This window comes from Rhizobium sp. SSA_523 (assembly GCF_030435705.1).
In the GTDB taxonomy this organism is placed as follows: Bacteria; Pseudomonadota; Alphaproteobacteria; order Rhizobiales; family Rhizobiaceae; genus Neorhizobium.
This window is the reverse complement of sequence record NZ_CP129382.1, coordinates 899,327-919,624: the sequence shown is the minus strand read 5'-3', so window position 1 is coordinate 919,624 and position 20,298 is coordinate 899,327. Positions and strand designations below refer to the sequence as shown.

At 63.2% G+C, this 20,298-nt stretch carries 19 protein-coding genes and 1 tRNA gene; 14 read left to right on the top strand and 6 right to left on the bottom strand.

What is annotated here, in order from left to right; all coding sequences use genetic code 11:
• Positions 1-53 precede the first annotated feature (53 nt).
• Together QTJ18_RS12830 and QTJ18_RS12825 are read left to right on the top strand one after the other, a co-directional pair.
• Complete coding sequence (locus QTJ18_RS12830; protein ID WP_489667258.1) at positions 54-1,523, top strand: D-alanyl-D-alanine carboxypeptidase; 1,470 nt, start codon at positions 54-56, stop codon at positions 1,521-1,523.
• A gap of 139 nt (positions 1,524-1,662) precedes the next feature.
• Positions 1,663-1,932: a hypothetical protein gene (locus tag QTJ18_RS12825; protein WP_489667253.1), complete on the top strand. Its 270-nt coding sequence runs from the start codon at positions 1,663-1,665 to the stop codon at positions 1,930-1,932.
• A gap of 148 nt (positions 1,933-2,080) precedes the next feature.
• Here QTJ18_RS12825 and QTJ18_RS12820 read toward each other — a convergent pair whose 3' ends face one another.
• Positions 2,081-2,518, bottom strand: a complete 438-nt coding sequence (locus QTJ18_RS12820; RefSeq protein WP_252754595.1) for a DUF1489 family protein — start codon at positions 2,516-2,518, stop codon at positions 2,081-2,083.
• Positions 2,519-2,574: 56 nt separating this feature from the next.
• Positions 2,575-3,978, bottom strand: coding sequence for an L-serine ammonia-lyase (locus QTJ18_RS12815; RefSeq protein ID WP_252754596.1), 1,404 nt, complete (start codon positions 3,976-3,978; stop codon positions 2,575-2,577).
• A 637-nt stretch (positions 3,979-4,615) separates the two neighbouring features.
• Between QTJ18_RS12815 and QTJ18_RS12810 the strand changes: the two genes are divergently transcribed.
• On the top strand, positions 4,616-5,314 hold the full coding sequence (locus QTJ18_RS12810; RefSeq protein WP_252754597.1) for a DUF599 domain-containing protein: 699 nt from the start codon (positions 4,616-4,618) through the stop codon (positions 5,312-5,314).
• Positions 5,315-5,356: 42 nt separating this feature from the next.
• On the top strand, positions 5,357-6,325 hold the full coding sequence (locus QTJ18_RS12805) for an acetyltransferase domain-containing protein (RefSeq protein WP_252754707.1): 969 nt from the start codon (positions 5,357-5,359) through the stop codon (positions 6,323-6,325).
• 41 nt (positions 6,326-6,366) lie between these two features.
• Here the strand turns inward: QTJ18_RS12805 and QTJ18_RS12800 are convergent, their stop codons facing one another.
• Positions 6,367-6,753, bottom strand: coding sequence for a MerR family transcriptional regulator (locus tag QTJ18_RS12800; RefSeq protein ID WP_252754598.1), 387 nt, complete (start codon positions 6,751-6,753; stop codon positions 6,367-6,369).
• An 85-nt stretch (positions 6,754-6,838) separates the two neighbouring features.
• A complete protein-coding gene (gene mgtE / locus QTJ18_RS12795) occupies positions 6,839-8,254 on the bottom strand; it encodes a magnesium transporter (RefSeq protein ID WP_252754599.1) in 1,416 nt (471 codons plus the stop codon).
• A 202-nt stretch (positions 8,255-8,456) separates the two neighbouring features.
• On the opposite strand from mgtE, the gene QTJ18_RS12790 reads away from it, so the two are divergent.
• Complete coding sequence (locus QTJ18_RS12790) at positions 8,457-8,951, top strand: peptide deformylase (protein ID WP_252754600.1); 495 nt, start codon at positions 8,457-8,459, stop codon at positions 8,949-8,951.
• Positions 8,952-9,016: 65 nt separating this feature from the next.
• Positions 9,017-9,514, top strand: a complete 498-nt coding sequence (locus QTJ18_RS12785) for a BON domain-containing protein (RefSeq protein ID WP_252754601.1) — start codon at positions 9,017-9,019, stop codon at positions 9,512-9,514.
• 3 nt (positions 9,515-9,517) lie between these two features.
• Here QTJ18_RS12785 and QTJ18_RS12780 read toward each other — a convergent pair whose 3' ends face one another.
• Positions 9,518-9,946: an OsmC family protein gene (locus QTJ18_RS12780; protein ID WP_252754602.1), complete on the bottom strand. Its 429-nt coding sequence runs from the start codon at positions 9,944-9,946 to the stop codon at positions 9,518-9,520.
• Positions 9,947-10,217: 271 nt separating this feature from the next.
• Between QTJ18_RS12780 and QTJ18_RS12775 the strand changes: the two genes are divergently transcribed.
• Genes QTJ18_RS12775 through QTJ18_RS12750 form a run of 6 tightly spaced genes read left to right on the top strand, consistent with a single transcriptional unit; the run spans position 10,218 to position 17,797 of the window.
• Positions 10,218-12,533, top strand: coding sequence for a bifunctional salicylyl-CoA 5-hydroxylase/oxidoreductase (locus QTJ18_RS12775; protein WP_252754603.1), 2,316 nt, complete (start codon positions 10,218-10,220; stop codon positions 12,531-12,533).
• A 24-nt stretch (positions 12,534-12,557) separates the two neighbouring features.
• A complete protein-coding gene (locus QTJ18_RS12770) occupies positions 12,558-13,361 on the top strand; it encodes an SDR family NAD(P)-dependent oxidoreductase (RefSeq protein WP_252754604.1) in 804 nt (267 codons plus the stop codon).
• A gap of 17 nt (positions 13,362-13,378) precedes the next feature.
• Positions 13,379-14,209: an enoyl-CoA hydratase family protein gene (locus QTJ18_RS12765; RefSeq protein WP_252754605.1), complete on the top strand. Its 831-nt coding sequence runs from the start codon at positions 13,379-13,381 to the stop codon at positions 14,207-14,209.
• A gap of 2 nt (positions 14,210-14,211) precedes the next feature.
• Positions 14,212-15,390 (top strand): acyl-CoA dehydrogenase family protein, encoded by a 1,179-nt coding sequence (locus QTJ18_RS12760; protein ID WP_252754606.1) that lies wholly within the window; start codon positions 14,212-14,214, stop codon positions 15,388-15,390.
• A 22-nt stretch (positions 15,391-15,412) separates the two neighbouring features.
• On the top strand, positions 15,413-15,808 hold the full coding sequence (locus QTJ18_RS12755; RefSeq protein ID WP_252754607.1) for a RidA family protein: 396 nt from the start codon (positions 15,413-15,415) through the stop codon (positions 15,806-15,808).
• A 9-nt stretch (positions 15,809-15,817) separates the two neighbouring features.
• Positions 15,818-17,797 carry a 3-hydroxyacyl-CoA dehydrogenase NAD-binding domain-containing protein gene (locus QTJ18_RS12750; RefSeq protein WP_252754608.1) on the top strand — a complete coding sequence of 660 codons (1,980 nt, stop codon included), beginning with the start codon at positions 15,818-15,820 and terminating at the stop codon, positions 17,795-17,797.
• A 379-nt stretch (positions 17,798-18,176) separates the two neighbouring features.
• Here QTJ18_RS12750 and QTJ18_RS12745 read toward each other — a convergent pair.
• Positions 18,177-18,261: transfer RNA gene (locus QTJ18_RS12745), tRNA-Leu, on the bottom strand.
• Between the two features lie 185 nt (positions 18,262-18,446).
• Here QTJ18_RS12745 and lipB point away from each other — a divergent pair.
• On the top strand, positions 18,447-19,172 hold the full coding sequence (gene lipB / locus QTJ18_RS12740) for a lipoyl(octanoyl) transferase LipB (RefSeq protein ID WP_252754609.1): 726 nt from the start codon (positions 18,447-18,449) through the stop codon (positions 19,170-19,172).
• 163 nt (positions 19,173-19,335) lie between these two features.
• Entirely contained in the window at positions 19,336-20,265 is a 930-nt protein-coding gene (locus tag QTJ18_RS12735) for a DMT family transporter (RefSeq protein ID WP_252754610.1), read from the top strand.
• Positions 20,266-20,298 lie beyond the last annotated feature (33 nt).

Genomic DNA, 20,298 nt, shown 5'->3' with positions numbered 1-20,298 from the left:
CGCCGGATATCAGAAATGAAAATGCAGTGAGTGAGTGCACCGTGCTGAACAAGATCATCACACCATCCTTCCCCAGGGATTGCGCCTCTTTTGTCCAGAAGGTCGTCTGTTTCCTCTTTGCGATCTTTGCCGTTTCGGCTCTGGCGTCCAGTCCGGCGCTGGCAAATGCGAAATATGCCGGCATCGTGGTCGATGCCAAGACGGGCAAGGTTCTCTATAGCGATGATGCCGATGCACTTCGCTACCCCGCTTCCCTAACCAAGATGATGACGCTTTATCTGACCTTCGAGGCTCTGGAGAGCGGTCGGATTTCGCTGGATTCGCCTGTCCCCGTCTCGGCCCATGCGGCAGCGGAGCCGCCGACGAAGCTTGGCGTTCGCGCCGGCGGTGCGGTCACCGTCGAGCAGGCCATCAAGGCGCTGATCACGCGCTCCGCCAACGACATGGCAACGGCGCTTGGCGAGATGATCGGCGGTTCGGAAGCGCGCTTTGCGCAGTTGATGACCACCAAGGCGCGTGCGCTCGGCATGACCAAGACCACCTATCGCAATGCCCACGGCCTGCCGAACACCGCGCAGATGACGACGGCCCGCGATCAGGCGCGTCTCGGCATTGCACTGCGCCAGCATTTTCCGCAGTATTATCCGCTGTTTTCCATCCGCTCCTTCAAATTCGGCAAGCAGACCATCGGCAACCACAACCGGCTGCTGGGTAGCGTACGCGGCGTCGACGGTATCAAGACCGGCTATACCCGCGCCTCCGGCTTCAACCTCGTCAGCTCCGTGCAGGCAGATGGCCGGTCCGTGGTGGCCGTGGTCATGGGCGGAACGAGCGGTGGCGCCCGCGATGCGCAGATGCGCAAGCTGATCGCCGCCTATTTCCCGCAGGCCTCGACCGGCCGCGGCAACAATCTGATCGCCGAGGTGCGCACACCATCGCTGCCGAAGACGGATGTGCCCGTTCCGGTCCAGCCGCAGCCCTCGATCGCCGTGACCGCCGCAAGCCAGCAGGTCGCCGCCCTGGATCTTCCGTCGAGCGTTCCGGTCCCGGCCGGCCGCTACGCGGAAAAGCTCGCCGGCGCCTCGGCCTATGCATCCGAGCCGACATCCAACACGGCCGTTGCCGCCGTCACGGCTGCCATGGGCGGCACCGCCTCCGTGGGTGTGCCGTCGCCGGCCCCGGCCTATATGCCGCCGGCAACGGTTGCCAGCGCAGAGCAGGAACGGGCCGCGACCGACAAGGTCACCACCGGCTCCACCCGCAGAAGCGATGCTCCCTCCGGCTGGGTCATTCAGATCGGCGTTTCGGCCGACCAGAGCTCGGCCATGACACTCCTGCAGTCCGCGCAGGATAAAGGCGGCAAGGTATTGCGTACCGCCAAACCCTTTACCGTTGCCGTCAATAGCGGCGGCAGCCAGTTGTACCGCGCGCGTTTCGGCGGTTTCGACGACCAGAAAGGCGCTGTCGACGCCTGCAACGTCCTGAAGCGGAAGGGCGTTGCCTGCTGGGCCTCCCAGCAGTGACATGAGACCTGCCGGGCCTTCCGGCAGAGCCATGAGACGATGACATGACATGAGGGACCGGCCTTGTTCAGGCCGGTTCCGGGCGGACCGGAATGTCCGACAGAGATCCTCGATTTGTTTTGCGTTGCGAGGTCATACAATGGCAGTGAATGAAAATAATCTCGACTTCCTTCTCCCGATGGGAAGTCGTGGCGCCGCCCGCGGCGGCAGCCTTCACCCTCTTCACGAGGCGGCGCTCCGGCTTGCCGGGCTCGGCATCAACCGGCCCAAGGAGAAGACACGGGATCTCGTCTCCATGCTCTTGTCGCATGGCGCGCGCGCCTGGCGGCACACGCAGCCGGAGGCGCGCATCCATCTGCACGTCTCGCCCCGCGGCGGGCGCCTGCCCCTGCGGCTCAAGCTGGGCTGAGGCATCCGCGACAGACGGCAGAGGTCGCGCCGGCACGTGGGCGCGACTGATCTTCGGCATCGGCTTTGAAAACCGACACGGATCGAAAGACGGGTTACGGCGGATGAGCCGCACGCGGAACGGCCGGACCCAGTCTGCCCGTCCGGCCTCAGAGCAGGCCGAGCTCCGCCAATTCGCGGCGAAGTGACTCCGGCATTTCGGCTGCATCCTCGCTGATGCTGGACAGATCCTTCGGCGCATCCTCCGGTGTGAGATAGCGCCAGCCCTGGAAGGGTCGCTTCGGCTGCGGAACGGTTTCCACGACCTCCGGCCCCAGCACCAGACGACAGCGCGAAATCCCGTCTTCGCCGGTAAAGGTCTTGATGTCCAGAAGCGGCTGGCGCGCACTCACCTGCCCCTTGATCACCCAATAGAGCGAGCCGCCGGACAGGAGCTCATCCATGCGCTTCGGCACCATGCGGGTGGTGTGGATACTGTGCGGTTCCAGGCCCGCCGCCAGCGCCGTCAGCGACCGTTCGCTCACCCAGTCGCGCAGATCCTGGATCGAGTCGGCGCCGACGCAGAGTTTCAAGAGGTGCAATGTCATGCTGGGGTTGAAAACCGAAGCTCGCTGAAGGTCAAGCCTGCAGTCTCGTTTCACGATCAACATTCCACGACATTGACCGCAAGGCCGCCGGTGGATGTTTCCTTGTATTTCTCGCTCATGTCATTGCCCGTCTGGCGCATGGTCTCGATCGCGGCATCGAGCGGCACGAAATGCGAGCCATCACCTTTCAGCGCCAATGACGCGGCGGTTACCGCCTTGACGGCGCCCAGGGCATTGCGCTCGATGCAAGGCACCTGCACAAGGCCGGCCACCGGATCGCAGGTCATGCCGAGATGGTGTTCCAGGGCGATCTCCGCCGCATTCTCGATCTGCTCCGGCGTGCCGTCCATCACGGCCGCAAGCCCGGCTGCCGCCATGGCGGCGGCAGAGCCCACCTCGCCCTGACAGCCGACTTCGGCGCCCGAGATCGAGGCATTGTGCTTGATGATGCCGCCGATCGCGGCAGCGGTCAAAAGAAAGGTCGCGATATCGTCCTCGCCGGCATCCTCGTTGAAATGCAGGTGATAACGAATCGTCGCCGGGATCACGCCCGCCGCCCCGTTGGTGGGAGCGGTGACGACCCGGCCGCCGCCGGCATTTTCCTCATTGACCGCCATTGCGTAGACGCTCAGCCAGTCATTGGCCAGCAGAGGATTGAGCCTGTTGCTGCGAGTATCGGCCTTGAGCTTGTCGTGGATCGACTTTGCCCGTCGGCGCACCTTCAGACCGCCTGGCATGATCCCGTCAACAGTCAGTCCGCGCTCGATACAGGCGTTCATGGCGGCCCAGATGCGGCCGAGCCCCTCGTCGAGCTGCGCCCGGCTCATGGATTGCAGTTCATTGGCGCGCTTCATCTCGGCAATGCTCAGGCCTGACCTGCGGGCCATGTCGAGCATCTCCCGCGCCGTCGAGAAGGGGTAAGGCACGCTGGCCTGCTCGGTCCTGCGCGAATGGCGCATGGCGTCGAGTTCGGTATCCGTCACCACGAAGCCGCCACCGATCGAATAACAGATGCGTTTCAGCAGCAGCCGTCCGTCCCGATCCAGCGCTGTAAACTGCATGCCATTGGCATGGCCGGGCAGCGGCTGCTTCTTGTCGAAGATGAGATCCTGCTGCGGCCGGAAGGCATAGCCCCCTGCCGGGTGGCCGGGCGGCGTAATCCGCCCCGTTCTCTCGACCGTCTCGATGATCTGGTCCATCCGGTCGGGATCGACGGCATCGGCACGCTCGCCCATCAGGCCCAGAATGACCGCCCGCCCGGTGCCGTGGCCGATGCCGGTAAAGGCAAGCGAGCCGTGCAGGCTGGCCTGGATCGCCGCCACCTGGGCCAAGGCCGGCCGCGGCCATTCATCGGATAATATGAGCTCCAGAAAGCGGTTGGCCGCGGTCATGGGACCCATGGTGTGCGAGCTTGACGGCCCGACGCCGATCTTGAACACGTCGAAGACGGAGAGGAACATGATGTTGACTATCCCGGCTGCCAGATTGAACCAAGGGTTAAACCCCCTCAGCCCGGCCTCTCGCTAGCACCACCTGTGTGATCCGGCGGGCAAGGCCGCTCCCGCTTGACAGACGCGGCATAACACGAATTCCCGGCAGGATCACCACGGCCGATCCGCCTCATGCCACGCGACGCGCTGCTGCAGGCGACGATAAGCTCAGCCGCTCGAGCTTTCGGCGATTGCCCGGTATGGGCGGCGTGACATGATCGGGATTGGGAAGACGTGAAGAATGCTCAGATCGTACCGAAGAGATAGGCCAAAGCGAGGACGCCAGCAAAGCCACACAATGCTTTGACGGTGACGCCCCAGCATGACTTCTGCGCAGTTTCTTCCATGATTGCTCCAGTTGCGGTCGCGGCCGATTTCGCCGCAAGCCTTTAACTCTATATTAACGTGGTTCATATTTCGCAACTGCAAAAACGAACCCGTTCACAACACGAGCCGCCTTTCTGCACAGCTATGCACAGATAACAAGTGCGTCTGCCGCAATGCTGCCGTGAATTGCGGCTCGGGCGCCTCCTGCGAGCCGTCTTGCGCATGCAGCGCAAGTGCCGCATAGCTTGTTCCACCCCCTTCCGACGAGTGTTCTGCCGAAATGACCTCCGCCGATTATATTGCGCTTTCCCTCTTCGGCCTGCTCTGGTTCGGCTATTCCTGGCTGACCAGCGGCGAGCCCATCCTGCCGCGGCAAAGCCTCAACCAGGCCATGGCCGAGCGGCGGCGCCAGTGGATCCACAATTCGCTCGGGCGTGACCTGAAGATGATCGATACCCAGATCATGGCCGGCCTGCAGAATGGCACGGCCTTTTTCGCCTCAACCTCGATCTTCGCGATCGGCGGATGTTTTGCGCTTCTCGGCGCCACCGATCAGGTGGATGCCGTGGTGCGCGACCTTGCTTTCGTCAGCTATAGCGGGCGCGCCGCCTTCGAGGCGAAGGTTGTCGGGCTGACCGCCCTGTTCGGCTATTCCTTCTTCAAGTTCGGATGGTCCTATCGCCTGTTCAACTATTGCACCATCCTGTTCGGCGGCCTTCCCATGTCCGGCGATTACAAGGCCGATCCGGAAAAGGCGCTGCGCGATGCGGAGCGGGTGATCCGGATGAACATCATCGCCGCGCGGCACTTCAATGCGGGACTTCGGACAATTTTTCTCAGCATCGGCTATCTCGGCTGGTTCATCGGGCCCTACATGTTTATGGCGTCGACGCTGTTCGTGATCACGGTCCTGACGCGACGGCAGTTTTTCTCCGAGGCCCGGCTGGCCCTGATGGATCAGAATGTCGGTCAAAGTTAAGTATAAGGATAGCCTGTGTCCGCCACAGAGACCCGAGCCGGCATGCTCCTCACGCCGCGCATTCCCCTCATCGATACCGCCCGCGGCCTGGCGCTGGTCGCCATGGCCTCCTACCATTTCACCTGGGATCTGGAATTCTTCGGCTATGTCGAAGCCGGAACGGCCACGACCGGCGCCTGGAAGATCTATGCGCGCCTGATCGCCACAAGCTTTCTCTTCCTCGTCGGCGTGAGCCTGGTTCTGGCGCACCGGCCCGCCATCCGCTGGTCCTCGTATCGCAAGCGCATGGGCATGGTCGCGGCGGCGGCGGCACTGATCAGCCTCGGCACCTATATCGCCCTGCCGCAGGAATGGATCTTTTTCGGCATCCTGCACAATATCGCCGTGTCCAGCCTGCTCGGCCTTGCCTTTCTCCCGCTGCCGCCGATCATCACAGCCGCGACCGCGGCGATCATTGGCATCGGCTTCGTCGTCGATGGCTGGCTCGTTCCCGATCTCCTGCGCTCGGCGGTGTTCAACACCAAATGGCTCGCCTGGCTGGGCTTTGCCGAGGCCATGCCCCGCTCCAACGATTTCGTCCCGCTCTTTCCGTGGTTCAGCGCCGTTCTCGCTGGCATTGCGGCGGGCGGATGGCTGCAGCGCTCGAACGGCCTGCATCGTCTGGCGCAATGGCAGACGAGGCCCAATCTTCTGACGAAAGCGGGGCAGCACAGCCTTATCTTCTATCTTGTCCACCAGCCGGTGCTGATCGCGCTCGTCTATCTTGCATCGCTGGTCATCCCGCCGCCCGCGGCCGATCCGGTCGCAAGCTTCACGCGCAGCTGCGAAATCTCCTGCACGGCGGGACGTCATGAGGCCGGTCTCTGCCAGAGATTTTGTGCCTGCACCGCCGATCGGCTGATCGCGCAATCGCTGTTCACGCCGATGCAAAGCGGCCAGATCGATCCGCAGACCGACCAGCGCGTTCTGGACATCACCAATGAATGCACGGCGGTCGGCATGGCGCCGTAAACGCGACGCAAGGATCGGTCAGCGCATCCGGGACGGTCTGATCAGGTGCCGACGCCGATCTCGGCGAGGCGTGTCAGGCACGCCTCCTCAACATGATCGAGCTCGGCCAGCGTTTCCTCGATATCCTTGCGCTTCTGACGCAATTCATCCCGCTTCTGGTCGACATGTTTCATCAGTAATTTGAGCTGGCCCAGTTCCCCGGGCGGCTCCTTGTAGACCTGGATGATCTCGCGAATTTCAGCAATGGTGAAGCCGATGCGCCTGCCACGGAGGATCTCCTGAATGAGGCGGCGGTCGGCGATCCGGAACAGTCTCGTCCGGCCGCGACGCTCGGGATGGATCAGCCCCTCATCCTCATAAAAGCGGAGGGTACGGGTTGAAACGCCAAATTCACGCGTCAATTCAGTGATGGTATAGTATTTTTGCACGCCAGCTTCCTCTGTGTCAGGAAGGCTAATTTACTTTTACGTATAAGTCAATTTTCGGCGGCGTGAGAGCCTCGCTTCTCACCCCTCAGCGAATGGCGAACCACCATGTGGCAAGGCCGAGAAAGGCGAAGAAGCCGGTAATATCGGTGACTGTCGTGACGAAGACGGCCGATGCGACGGCCGGATCGGCGCCGATCCGGTCGAGAAGCAGCGGGATCATGATTCCGGCAAGGGCCGCGGCCATCATGTTGATCAGCATCGCAGTTGCGATGATTCCACCGATATTGGGATCCTGAAACCAGAGGCCGGCGGCAAGGCCGATCAGAATGCCGAACACGGCGCCGTTCAGCAGGCCGACACCGGCCTCGCGGCGGACGACGCGCCAAGCATTGTGAATATCGAGGTTGCGGGTCGCCAGGGCCCGCACGGTCACGGTCATGGTCTGCGATCCTGCATTGCCGCCCATGCCGGCGACGATCGGCATCAGGACGGCAAGCGCGACGATCTGCTCGATCGTTGCTTCGAAGAGCGAGATGACCGAGGCGGCCAGGAAGGCGGTGACGAGGTTGACCAGCAGCCAGGGCACGCGCGAGCGCGAGGTCTCGATGGCTGAGTCGGAGAGCTCTTCGTCGCCCACGCCGCCAAGGCGCATGATGTCCTCTTCCGCCTCCTCCTGGATGACGTCGACCACGTCGTCGATCGTCAGAACGCCGACAAGCCGGCCATTGTCGTCGACGACGGCCGCGGAGATCAGGTCATATTGCTCGAAGAGCTGGGCCGCCTCCTCCTGGTCCATATCCGCCGGAATCGGATAATTGGTCTCCCGCATCACGGTTTCGATCTTCACCTGGCGCTTTGTGCGCAGGATCCTGTCAAGATCGACGACGCCCAGCAGCTTGAAGGTCGGGTCAATGACGAAGATCTGCGTGAAGCTGTCGGGCAGGTCGTCGTCCTCCCGCATATAGTCGATGGTCTGCCCGACCGTCCAGAACGGCGGCACGGCGACGAATTCCGTCTGCATGCGGCGGCCGGCCGAGCTTTCCGGGTAATCGAGAGCGCGCCGCAGCCGTACCCGCTCCGTAAAGGGCAGTTGCGCGAGGATCTCCTCGCGGTCCTCCTGGTCTAGGTCCTCGAGAATGTAGACGGCATCATCGGAATCGAGTTCGCCCAGAGCGGCAGCGATCTGCGCATTCGGCATCTGCTCCACGATTTCGAGGCGGATAGCTTCATCCACCTCGGTCAGCGCGGTCAGGTCGAAATCGTCGCCCAGCAATTTCACGAGCGCCAGACGCAGGTCCGGCTGCATCGATTCGATCAGGTCGCCGAGTTCGGATTCGTGGAGGGTCGCCACATGCTGGCGCAGGAAGAGGAGATCGCGATCGGCAATGGCAGCGCCGACAAGCGCCAGGAAGTCGCCGCGGACGGAGCCATCCTCGCCATAGATGTCGTCATGCTCCTCTGCGGCCGAGGGGCGGATGCGGTCCGGTTCGATATGGGTCATTGCGCCCGCTCCTCGCCTTTTGACATCCTGCATGCCGGCGCAAGCAAGATGGCTACCGAAAAACGAATGTCAACAATTAGATAGCCTGGCCCGTGCAAGTGACCTGCAGACGAGCTCCACCCTGCTAAATCATAGACAGCCCGGGGTCTACCCCATGAAGATGATCCTTTTGCCGCAATCCTGAACCAGCCTGCGAGGACCCGTGACAATTCACCCAATTCTTCGTTACCCCGACCCCCGCCTTGCCGCGCCCTGCCATTTGGTCGAAGTCTTCGACGAGGAGCTGAAAAGCCTCGTTCAGGATCTTCTGGAGACAATGAAGGCCGCGCCGGGCGTCGGGATCACGGCAGCCCATATCGGCATATCGAAGCGCGTCAGCGTCATCGCACTCGATCCAGGCGAGCCCGTTCACATCCACATCAATCCGCAGATCCTTTGGTCCTCCACCGATCGGCAGCGGTTCATAGAAGGCAGCGTCGCCATGCCGGGCATGACCGAAGAGGTCGACCGTCCGGCCAAGATCCGCTTCCGTTACCAGGGGCTGGACGGCGTGGCGCAGGAGGCGGAGGCGGATGGTTTTCTCGCCACCTGCATCCAGCACGAGGTCGATCAGCTGGATGGCGTCTTCTGGCTGAAGCGCCTGTCGCGCCTCAAGCGGGACCGACTGATTCGAAAGTGGGAGAAATCGGCGCGGTGACACGCCAGGACCGAACCAAAACCCCACTGGAGCGTTATGACGCCAACCAGGATCAGGAGTTTCCCATGGCCACGAACAAACCCGTCAACGATATCTCTCGCGAAGAGGACTATCGTGACTATGACACCCGCAATATCGATGATGGCTGGCCCTATGCCGACCAGGCCGGTGCCGGAGCGGGAGAGGTCGAAAACGCCGCCTATGGCGATCCAAAAGCCAATTTCGACCGCGAGCGCAACAAGGGCTATAGCGTCGACAACGCCGATGCGGACGGCTTGGAAGAAGCCGTATCGGATCCCCGCAAGCCGGCAACCGTCGGCGTGGAGGAGAGCGACGACCTGGAAGAGCGCGTGACCAACGCAATCGAGCAGGCCGATATCGTTGCCATGGAAACCATCGACGTGCGTGCCGACGGCACGACCGTGACGCTGGAAGGCGAAGTGGACGACCAGAAGACGGTGCAGGCGATCGTCGCCACCGTGCGTCGGGTTCCAGGTGTCGGCAAGGTCCGCAACGAACTCACGCTTCTCGGGATCGACACGCTGATTCCCGACGACGATTGATCGTCACGCCGTCTCGAGAACAAGGTCCATCGTTGGGGGCGTTCCAAGCGTATTGCTGACGGTACACAGTTCCTTGGCCAGTTCCTTGATGGCATGACCCTCCTCGACCGTGAGACGGCCCTGCACCCGCAACAGGCAGTGCAGGGTCTCTACGCGTGCCGGGCCGACCTCCGCCTTGTTTCCGGTGACCTCTGCCTCGACACCGTCGAAACGCTCGGTGAGGTGCAGTCGCGTCACCGCTCCCTTCACACTCAGAACCAGACATGCCGCAAGCGAAGCGTAGAGCAGGTCGAGCGGATTGAAACCCGGTTCCGAAACCGCCGTAACGACCTCCAGGCTTCCCCCGGTCCGGCTTTCGACACGTGCCTGTCCGCGGCCGGAAAGCCGCGCCAATGCCCCTGTCGGGCGTGTTTTGACTTTGAACTCCACCATATCCTTCCGTCTCCCAATACCCGTTCCATTGCTTTTGCGTAGATCGTCCCCCGAGCCTTCGGCAAGGCCCCTGGCTGAGGCTTCCGGCGGGGCCGATCGGCACGCTGCTGTGACACAGCTGCCATCCGAGCGGGCTTTTCACCAGCGTTAACGCCGCGCGACGCATGCGGCAAATTGATGCTTGACGCTGCCGCCCGCCTCCATCTACTTTAAACTTAAAATAATGGGACGACGCGCCGGAGCGGCGCATGGCTGAGGGAGGACTTGGATTATGCGCATCGTTTGCATCGGCGGCGGTCCGGCTGGTCTGTATTTCGCGCTTCTGATGAAGAAGCGGCACCCGGCGCACGAGATCCGGGTCATCGAACGCAACCGGCCTTACGATACGTTTGGCTGGGGCGTTGTCTTTTCCGATCAGACCATGCAGTCCATGCGGATCTGGGACGCCGAGAGTGCCGCCGAGATCGAGGATGCCTTCAATCACTGGGATGATATCGAGGTCCTGTTCAAGGGCACGCGGCAGAGAACTTCTGGCCATGGCTTTGTCGGCATCGGTCGCAAGAAGCTGCTGAACATTCTCCAGCGCCGTTGCGAGGCGCTTGGGGTCGAGCTGGTCTTCGAAACGGAGGCCGCCGGCGACCAGGATTATCCCGAGGCGGATCTGATCATTGCCGCCGATGGCGTCAATTCGCGCATCCGCCAGAAATACGCCGAAATCTTCCAGCCCGACATGGTGATCCGCCCGAACCGCTACATCTGGCTCGGCACGGAAAAGATGTTCGATGCCTTCACCTTCGATTTCAGGAAGACGGACCACGGCTGGTTCCAGGCGCATATCTACAAGTTCGACGACAAGACCTCCACTTTCATCGTCGAAACCACGGAGGAGGCCTATCAGGCGCATGGGCTTGGCGCGCTGGATCAGCAGGAATCGATCGATTTCTGCCAGGACCTGTTCTCGGAAGTGCTGGAAGGCGCGCCGCTGATGACCAATGCGCGCCACATGCGCGGCTCCTCCTGGCTGAACTTCCAGCGGCTGATCTGCGGCAAATGGAGCCATTTCAACGGCCGCAGCCATGTGGTGCTGATGGGCGATGCGGCGCATACGGCCCACTTCGCCATCGGTTCCGGTACGAAGCTTGCCATTGACGACGCAATCGAGCTGACCAATCAGTTCGAGATTATGGGCCACCAGACCGACAAGATCCCCGCCGTTCTGTCAGCCTATGAAGAGGTGCGCCGGGTGGATGTCGCGCGCATCCAGAACGCCGCGCGCAACGCCATGGAATGGTTCGAAGTGGTGGGCAGCCGCTATGCCGATACGCTGCCGCCCGAACAGTTCATGTATTCCATGCTGACCCGCTCGCAGCGCATCAGCCACGAGAACCTGCGCCTGCGCGACCCCGAATGGCTGGAGGGCTATGAGCGCTGGTTTGCGCGCCAGTCCGGCGCTGTCGTGGGCAAGAGCGGCAAGGTGCCGCCGCCGATGTTCACGCCGTTCCAGGCGCGCGGCGTCAGGCTGGAAAATCGCATCGTCGTCTCGCCGATGGCCATGTATTCCTCCACGGATGGCGTGCTCGACGATTTCCATCTCGTGCATCTTGGCGCCCGCGCCATGGGTGGCGCGGGTCTCGTGTTTGCCGAGATGACCTGTGTCTCGGCCGATGGCCGCATCACGCCCGGTTGCCTCGGCCTCTGGAATGACGGACAGATCGAGGGCTGGAAGCGCTTCGTCTCCTTCGTCCACAAGAATAGCGGCGCGAAAGTCGGCATTCAGCTTGGCCATGCGGGGCGGAAAGGGGCGACGCGTCTTGCCTGGGACGGCATTGATCAGCCTCTCGAGGCGGACGACTGGCCGCTGATCTCGGCCTCCGCCCTGCCCTATCTGCACAATAGCAAGGTGCCGAAGGCGATGGACCGGGGCGATATGGATCGCGTCCGGGCGGATTTCGAGGCTGCCACGCACAGAGCGGTGGAAACCGGAGCCGACTGGCTCGAATTCCACGCCGCCCATGGCTATCTGATGTCCTCCTTCCTGTCGCCGCTGACCAATCGGCGCGACGACGCCTATGGCGGCAGCCACGAGAACCGTGCGCGCTATCCGCTGGAAGTCTTCCGCGCCATCCGCGCCATCTGGCCGGCCGACAAGCCGATCTCGGTGCGTCTCTCCTGCCACGACTGGGCAGAGGGCGGCAACGAGCCGGAGGATGCGGCGATCTTCGCGACAATGTTCAAGGATGCCGGAGCCGATGTTATCGATTGCTCTTCCGGCCAGGTCTGGAAACAGGAAAAGCCTGTTTACGGGCGGCTGTTCCAGACGCCGTTCTCCGACAAGATCCGCAACGAGGTGGGCATTCCCACGATCGCCGTCGGGGCGATCTCCGAGGCCGACCATGCCAATTCGATCATTGCCGCCGGGCGTGCCGATCTTTGCGCCGTTGCCCGCCCGCATCTGGCCGATCCGGCCTGGACGCTGCACGAGGCAGCCAGGATCGGCATGACCGATATTGCCTGGCCACGGCAGTACTATTCCGGCAAGAGCCAGTACGAGACCAATCTGTTGCGTGCGCAGCAGCCGGCCAAATAGACCGCGAGCAAGGGACGCAGACGCATGGTTCTTGAACAGCAGGCAAACGCCCCGCGTCTTGCGGGACGCCATGCGCTGGTGACCGGCGCAGGCTCCGGCATAGGCCGGGCCATAGCGCTTGCGCTTGCCGCAGCCGGCGCACGGCTATCGCTTGCCGGCCGGCGCCTGGAGCCCCTGGCGGAGCTTGCGGCGCTGATCGGGCCTGACGCGCTTGCCCTGGATGGGTTTGACGTGACGCAGCCGCAGGCCATCGCAGAGGGTCTCGACAGGGCCCGCGCGGCTTTCGGGCCGGTCGATATCCTCGTCAACAATGCCGGAGAGGCGCCAACGGCCTCTTTCGAGAAGACGAGCCTCGACCTTTGGAACCACGTCATCTCCCTGGATCTGACCGGCGTCTTCAATGTGACGCAGGCGGTTGTGCCGGAGCTGAAGCGCAAGGGCAGCGGCGCGCGCATCATCAATCTGGCGTCGACCGCGGGGCTGACCGGCTATGCCTATGTCTCGGCCTATGTCGCGGCCAAGCATGGCGTGGTCGGGCTGACGCGCTCGCTTGCGCTGGAGCTTGCCCGGTCGGGGGTGACGGTGAATGCCGTCTGCCCCGGCTTTACCGATACGCCGATGATCCGCAAATCGCTTGCGACGATCATGGAAAAGACGGGCCGGAGCGAGGCGGAGGCGCTGGCTGAATTGACGAGGTTCAATCCGCAGGGCCGGCTGGTGCTTCCGGAGGAGGTTGCGGATACCGTTCTGTGGCTCGCCTCGCCTTTGGCACAGTCAATCAATGGACAGGCGATCGCGGTCGCCGGTGGGGAGGTATTTTCAGGATGAATGCGGATCAACCATCGATGGCGTCGCATCTGCGGCCATTCAAGGATTATCAGGCACGTCATTTCGGTTTCGAGACCAGCAGTGACGGCCGCGTCGCGACCATCCGGCTGAACCGGCCGGAGCGGAAGAACCCGCTGACCTTTGAAAGCTATGCCGAATTGCGCGACCTCTTTCGCGATCTCGCTCACGCATCCGATATACGGGCCGTGGTTCTGACGGGGGCCGGCGGCAATTTCTCCTCCGGCGGCGACGTCTTCGAGATTATCGAGCCGCTGACCCAGATGGCGATGCCCGATCTCCTGGCCTTCACGCGCATGACCGGCGATCTGGTGAAGGCCATGCGCAAATGCCCGCAGCCCATCATTGCCGCGGTCGACGGCATCTGCGCCGGCGCCGGCGCCATTCTCGCAATGGCATCAGACATGCGGCTGGCCACGCCGCAGGCCAAGACCGCCTTCCTCTTCACCAGAGTGGGGCTTGCCGGTGCCGATATGGGCGCCTGCGGGCTTCTTCCCCGCATTATCGGGCAGGGTCGCGCCGCCGAGCTTCTGTTCACCGGCCGCGCCATGACCGCGGCCGAGGGCCATGCCTGGGGCTTCTTCAACGTGCTGCACGAGCCGGCCGTGCTGGAAAGCGAAGCGCTCGCTCTTGCCCAGTCACTGGCCGAGGGTCCTTGGTTCGCCCACACGATGACGAAGACCATGCTGAACCAGGAATGGGCCATGGGCATCGAGGAACTGATCGAATCGGAGGCGCAGGCGCAGGCGATCTGCATGGCGACGCAGGATTTCCGCCGCGCCTTCGAGGCGTTCGCGCAAAAGCGCAAGCCGATCTTTGAGGGCAATTGACCATGGCCGCGGCATCGACGCTTACGGGACCCACCCGCGATCACCTGGATTGGCCTTTTTTCGACGAGCGCCATCGCGCGCTTTCGGTGAGGCTTGACCAATTCGCGCAATCGGGCGCTTTGGCAGGCATCGATCACGACGCCTGCGACGATGCCTGCCGTGGCCTCGTGAAGGCGCTCGGCAAGGCCGGTCTTCTGGATGCCGCCACGGGAAAAGGCGGTCTTGAGGACATTGACAGCCGCGCGGTCTGCCTCACTCGCGAAACCCTCGCCTTTCATGACGGACTGGCCGATTTCGCCTTTGCCATGCAGGGCCTCGGCACCGGTGCCATCGGCCTTGCGGGGTCGGCAGCGCTGAAGCAGGCGGTTCTGCCCAAAGTGCAGGCGGGTGACTGGATCTCGGCCTTTGCGCTGTCGGAGAGCCAAGCCGGCTCGGATGTCGCGGCCATGCAATGTGCGGCCAGGCGTGAGGGCGATGACTTCGTGCTCGACGGCGAGAAGACCTGGATCTCCAATGGCGGCATCGCCGATGTCTACACCGTCTTTGCCCGCACCGGCGAGGCTCCGGGCACCCGCGGCATATCGGCTTTCGTCGTCTTCGCGGACGATCCCGGCTTCTCGATCGCCGAACGCATCGATGTCATTGCGCCGCACCCGCTGGCGACAATCCGTTTCGAGGGCTGCAGGATCCCGGCCGAGCGCCTGCTGGGAACTGCGGGCGAAGGCTTCAAGCTTGCCATGCGAACCCTTGACATCTTCCGCGCCTCGGTTGCCGCCGCCTCGCTCGGCTTTGCACGCCGGGCGCTGGACGAGGCTCTGCATCATGCACGCCAACGGCCGATGTTCGGGGCAACCCTTGCCGACCTGCAATTGACCCAGGCGGCACTCGGAGACATGGCGGCCGAGATCGACGCGGCGGCGCTTCTGACCTATCGGGCTGCCTGGCGGCGGGATGTCCAGCATCTTTCGACCACCAAGGAAGCCGCCATGGCGAAGATGGTGGCGACAGAGAATGCGCAGAAGGTCATCGACCGCGCCGTGCAGATGTTCGGCGGCCGCGGCGTGCGGCGCGGCGAGATCGTCGAAAGCCTCTATCGCGAAATCCGCGCGCTGCGCATCTATGAGGGCGCGACGGAAGTGCAGAAGCTGATCATTGCCCGGGAACTGATCAAGCAGGTTTAATTCGGAATTTGGAGACTGAGAGATGCACACGATCCTGCAGCCGGAAGGCTGGGCCAAACCCATCGGCTACGCCAATGGCATCGCTGCCACCGGCCGGCAGGTCTATATCGGCGGCCAGATCGGCTGGAATGGACAATGCCAGTTCGAAAGCGACGATTTCATCGACCAGGTGCGGCAGACCCTGCAGAATGTCGTGGCGGTCCTCGCCGAGGCGGGCGGGCGTCCCGAGCATATCACCAACATGACCTGGTATTTCGTCGACAAGGTGGAATATCTTGCCAATCTGAAAGGCCTCGGCGCGGCCTATCGCGACATCATCGGCCGCCATTATCCCGCTATGGCGGCGATGCAGGTGGTCGCCCTTGTGGAAGATCGGGCCAAGATCGAGATCCAGGCCATCGCCGTCATTCCTGAATAGGATGTGCCCATGAGCTCGATTGCATTTTCCCCGAGCGTCTCGGGAGAAGAACGGGACGGCATTCTGGTCGTGACCATCGACAACCCGCCGGTCAACGCCTTGTCGGCGCATGTCCGTCAGGGACTGATGGCGGCGCTGTCACATACCGCGTCGGGCACAGATATCGCCGGGATGGTGTTGTCAGCCACCGGACAGACATTCGTCGGCGGTGCCGATATCCGCGAATTCGGCCAGGCGCCGGTCGAGCCGTCTTTGCCGGCCCTTATCGATGCGGTGGAAAATGCGCAGAAGCCTGTCATTGCGGCCCTGAACGGTGCTGCGCTGGGCGGCGGACTGGAGTTGGCCCTTGCCTGCCACGCACGCATCGCTTTGCCCTCTGTCGGCATCGCCCTCCCGGAGGTCAAGCTTGGCCTGGTGCCCGGTGCCGGCGGCACCCAGCGTCTGCCGCGTCTCATTGGCGCCATTGCGGCGCTGGAGGTGATCGCCTCCGGCCGCCGGCTGGAGGCGGCGGAGGCCCAGACGCTCGGCATACTGGACGCAGTCATCGCTGATGATCTCGTCAGCGCGGCGATAGCGCTCGCCCGTCAACTCGCGCCGGGCCCGCTGCGGCGCACGGGCCGCCTTCCCGCGCCCGCAATCAACGAAACGGCCTATGCCGCCGCCGCCGATGCGATGACGCGCAAGGCCCGCGGACAGATCGCGCCGGCCGAGATCGTCAATCTTGTGCGGCTGGCCTGCACGCAGCCGCTTGAGGACGCCCTGGCGCAAGAGCGCGCCACCTTCCTGCGGCTGCGCGACGGTGACCAGAGCAAGGCGCTGCGGCATGTCTTCTTCGCCGAACGCGAGGCCGGCAAGGTCGCCGATCTCGACGGCGTCGCTCCCCGTCCGCTCCAGGCGATCGGGATTGTCGGCCTCGGCCTGATGGGCAGCGGCATTGCCGCGGCCGCCCTTGCGGCGGGCTATCGGGTCGTGGGGCTGGAGCAGACCACGGAGGCGGCGGCAAATGGTCGCGAGCGCATTCTGGCGCTTCTGGAGCGGTCCGTGAAAAGCGGTCGCCTGTCGCCGCAAGCGCGCGACGCGCAGCGCGACCGTCTCTCCACCAGCGCCGAGGATTCTGCGCTTTGCGACTGCGATCTTGTCATCGAAGCGGTGTTCGACGAGTTGCAGGTCAAGGTGGACCTCTTCCGCCGGCTCGATCATGTGCTGCGCCCGGATGCCATTCTGGCGACCAATACCAGCTATCTGGATCCGGATGAGATTGCCGCAGCAACCGCGCGGCCGGACCGCGTCATGGGCCTGCATTTCTTCTCGCCGGCTCATGTCATGCGGCTGCTGGAAGTGGTGCGATGCCGGGAAACCGCGCCGGATGTGCTGGCAACCGGGCTTGCCTTTGCGAAGCGACTGAAGAAGCTCGCCATCGTCACCGGCGTGACCAAGGGCTTTATCGGCAACCGGATCTTTTCGGCCTATCGGCGCGAGGCGGAATTCCTGATCGAGGACGGTGCCCTGCCCCACGAGATCGATGCCGCGCTGGAAGGCTTCGGCTTCCCCATGGGCCTTTTCGCCGTCAACGACATGACCGGGCTCGACATCGCCTGGGCCCGCCGGAAGCGCGAGGCGGCGACCCGCGACCCCGCCGCGCGCTATGTCGATATCGCCGATCGTCTCTGCGAGGCCGGCCGGCTCGGCCAGAAGACCGGGCGTGGCTGGTATCTCTATATCGATGGGAAACGCCAGGTGGATCCGGATGTCACCGCGATCATCGCCGAAAGCCGCGCGGCCAAGGCGATTGCGGCGCGATCCTTCAGTGCCGACGAGATCCTGGACCGCCTGCTTGCCGCCATGACGGCAGAAGGACAGGCTTTGATCGAGGAGGGCATTGCGGCGCGCGAGAGCGATATCGATCTGGTGATGATCAATGGCTACGGCTTTCCGGCGCATGCCGGCGGGCCGATGTATCTGCACCAGAGGAAGCGGCAACAGCCGTAAGGGCGATCTGCGAGCAAGGGTGATGCCGGTTAGGGTGAGCTGCGAGAGGCTTTGACCACGCTGTGGCCGCGGCAAGATGTGCTTTGCCCGGCGCGACCCCCGCCGCTCGCGCCGGCAGGCGCCAGGGTTTGAGGGAGCGCCGGATCGCTCCCTCCATTGCCTCGACGTCGCTCCCGGCTGTTCCTCACTGATGTCGCCCGCTGTGCCGCTCCATGGTGTCGACGACGGATCACCAGGCGGATGCCAGCCGGCCATCCAGGGTTGGAAATCACGCGCTTCAGCGGACCCATCTGCAAGATGCAGAGGCTGAGCCTGGGGACCCTAAATCCTTGGAAAATAACGTTGAGACAACAAAAAACCCGGCACGAGGCCGGGTTCTTGGTGCGGTCGAGAAGACTCGAACTTCCACGGGTTGCCCCACAGCGACCTCAACGCTGCGCGTCTACCAATTCCGCCACGACCGCATCGTGGTAGGCCGTCTTGCGTCGGCGAGGGAGCATCTAGCAAAGGGATTTCCCCCGCGCAAGTGCGCCGTGACAGTTTTTTGAAAGATAAAATTTCGCGAGGAAGTCCTATATAGGGAAAGTCTTGATTTGCAGGTGCTGCGCCTGTGGATAGATGCCTTGCCCATGACCGAAGAGTAGACCCCATGCTGACCCGCACCGACCTTGATCACACCATGTTCGCCTCCATCGGCTCGCCTGCGGTGCGCTGGCGCATTTCCGATTCCCTCATCCCCTATGACGAGGCCATGGCGGTGATGGATGCGGAGGTGGCGAAGATTGCCGATGGCACGGCCGATGAACTGGTCTGGCTGCTGGAGCATCCGCCGCTCTATACGGCCGGAACCAGTGCCGATTCGGCCGACCTGATCGAACCGGACCGGTTTCCCGTCTACGCCACCGGCCGCGGCGGCGAATATACCTATCATGGGCCGGGACAGCGCGTGGCCTATGTCATGCTGGATCTGAAGCGCCGGCGGCAGGATGTCCGCGCCTATGTCGCTGCCCTTGAGGAAGTCATCATCCGCTGTCTTGGCGCCATGAACGTGCGCGGCGAGCGGCGCGAGGATCGCGTCGGCGTCTGGGTCCGGCGGCCGGACAGGCCGCACCTGCCGGATGGCACGATGGCGGAGGACAAGATCGCGGCGCTGGGGATCCGCCTGCGCCGCTGGGTGAGCTTCCACGGTCTTTCGCTGAACGTCGATCCCGATCTTAGCCATTTTACCGGCATCGTCCCCTGCGGCATCTCGGCCTATGGCGTCACCAGCCTGATGGATCTCGGCCTGCCGGTCATGATGACCGATGTCGACATCAGGCTGCGCCAGGCTTTCGAAGAGGTCTTCGGTCCGACGGTCAGCGACGGCACGTCCTAGATCGGTTCCGCGCTCACACGTCCGCCATTTCCTTCGCCATTCCCTTCGGCATCCTTTTGTCAGTATTCGGCATGCGGGCGTACCGGCAAAGGCCGCGACGCCTTGTCGATGGCCGGCCCGCCGTGATTGATAGGGGCGCCGCAGGTGCCACAGGAATCGCATCATGACCATCGTCGCCCCCTCTGCCGAAACATCCGTCAAAGGCATGGCGATGATGGCGTCATGCATGATCGTCCTGCCGATGATGGATGCGATCGCCAAATACATGGCGACCTTCGAGACCATGTCGCCCGGCCAGGTCACCTTCTATCGATTCTTCGTCCAGCTCGTCGTGCTGGCGCCTCTGTTCTTCTGGACGGTCGGATCCTTTGACAAGGTCCGGCGCCCGTGGATGAACATGCTGCGCGGCGCGCTGCATGCCGCCGCCAGCCTGATGTTCTTCACGGCTGTGAAATACATGCCGCTGGCGGATGTCTTCGCGATCTATTTCGTCGAGCCCTTCATGCTGACCATCATGTCCGCGCTCTTCCTCGGCGAAAAGGTCGGCTGGCGACGCTGGCTGGCCATCCTGGTCGGCTTCGGCGGCGCCATGATCGTCATCCAGCCCAGCTTCGAGATCTTCGGCTGGACCTCGCTCCTGCCGATCGCCTGCGCCCTGCTCTTCACGCTCTACCTGTTTCTCAACCGCGCGCTCGGCGACGGCGATTCGCCGTTGACCATGCAGATGATGTCCGGCATCGGCGGCACGCTGTTGATGGGCGTGGTGCTGGTGGCCGGAAGCCGTCTCGGCACTGCCGATTTTGAGATGTCGCTGCCGGGATCGAGCCTCGGCCTGGTGCTGCTCCTCATCCTCGGCTCCCTGTCGGGCTACGTCCATCTCCTGGTCGTGAAGGCCTTCCGCATGGCATCGGTCTCGCTTCTGGCGCCGTTCCAGTATTTCGAAATCATCTCTGCCACCATTCTCGGCTACCTGCTGTTCGCCGATTTCCCGACGCCCTCGAAATGGCTGGGCATTTCGATTATAGTGGCTTCCGGCCTCTTCATCATCTGGCGCGAGCAAAGGCAGAACAGGCTGGTTGAAACGCCGGCATGACGCAACGTGATGCGTTCGTCACTTGAGACAGGC

Excerpts from the sequence above, each read along its gene's own strand:
- QTJ18_RS12825 (WP_489667253.1), top strand. The coding sequence starts at position 1,663 with ATGGCAGTGAATGAAAATAATCTCGACTTCCTTCTCCCGATGGGAAGT.
- QTJ18_RS12820 (WP_252754595.1), bottom strand. The coding sequence starts at position 2,518 with ATGACATTGCACCTCTTGAAACTCTGCGTCGGCGCCGACTCGATCCAG.
- QTJ18_RS12815 (WP_252754596.1), bottom strand. The coding sequence starts at position 3,978 with ATGTTCCTCTCCGTCTTCGACGTGTTCAAGATCGGCGTCGGGCCGTCA.
- QTJ18_RS12810 (WP_252754597.1), top strand. The coding sequence starts at position 4,616 with ATGACCTCCGCCGATTATATTGCGCTTTCCCTCTTCGGCCTGCTCTGG.
- QTJ18_RS12805 (WP_252754707.1), top strand. The coding sequence starts at position 5,357 with ATGCTCCTCACGCCGCGCATTCCCCTCATCGATACCGCCCGCGGCCTG.
- mgtE (WP_252754599.1), bottom strand. The coding sequence starts at position 8,254 with ATGACCCATATCGAACCGGACCGCATCCGCCCCTCGGCCGCAGAGGAG.
- QTJ18_RS12785 (WP_252754601.1), top strand. The coding sequence starts at position 9,017 with ATGGCCACGAACAAACCCGTCAACGATATCTCTCGCGAAGAGGACTAT.
- QTJ18_RS12780 (WP_252754602.1), bottom strand. The coding sequence starts at position 9,946 with ATGGTGGAGTTCAAAGTCAAAACACGCCCGACAGGGGCATTGGCGCGG.
- QTJ18_RS12775 (WP_252754603.1), top strand. The coding sequence starts at position 10,218 with ATGCGCATCGTTTGCATCGGCGGCGGTCCGGCTGGTCTGTATTTCGCG.
- QTJ18_RS12770 (WP_252754604.1), top strand. The coding sequence starts at position 12,558 with ATGGTTCTTGAACAGCAGGCAAACGCCCCGCGTCTTGCGGGACGCCAT.
- QTJ18_RS12765 (WP_252754605.1), top strand. The coding sequence starts at position 13,379 with ATGGCGTCGCATCTGCGGCCATTCAAGGATTATCAGGCACGTCATTTC.
- QTJ18_RS12760 (WP_252754606.1), top strand. The coding sequence starts at position 14,212 with ATGGCCGCGGCATCGACGCTTACGGGACCCACCCGCGATCACCTGGAT.
- QTJ18_RS12755 (WP_252754607.1), top strand. The coding sequence starts at position 15,413 with ATGCACACGATCCTGCAGCCGGAAGGCTGGGCCAAACCCATCGGCTAC.
- QTJ18_RS12750 (WP_252754608.1), top strand. The coding sequence starts at position 15,818 with ATGAGCTCGATTGCATTTTCCCCGAGCGTCTCGGGAGAAGAACGGGAC.
- lipB (WP_252754609.1), top strand. The coding sequence starts at position 18,447 with ATGCTGACCCGCACCGACCTTGATCACACCATGTTCGCCTCCATCGGC.
- QTJ18_RS12735 (WP_252754610.1), top strand. The coding sequence starts at position 19,336 with ATGACCATCGTCGCCCCCTCTGCCGAAACATCCGTCAAAGGCATGGCG.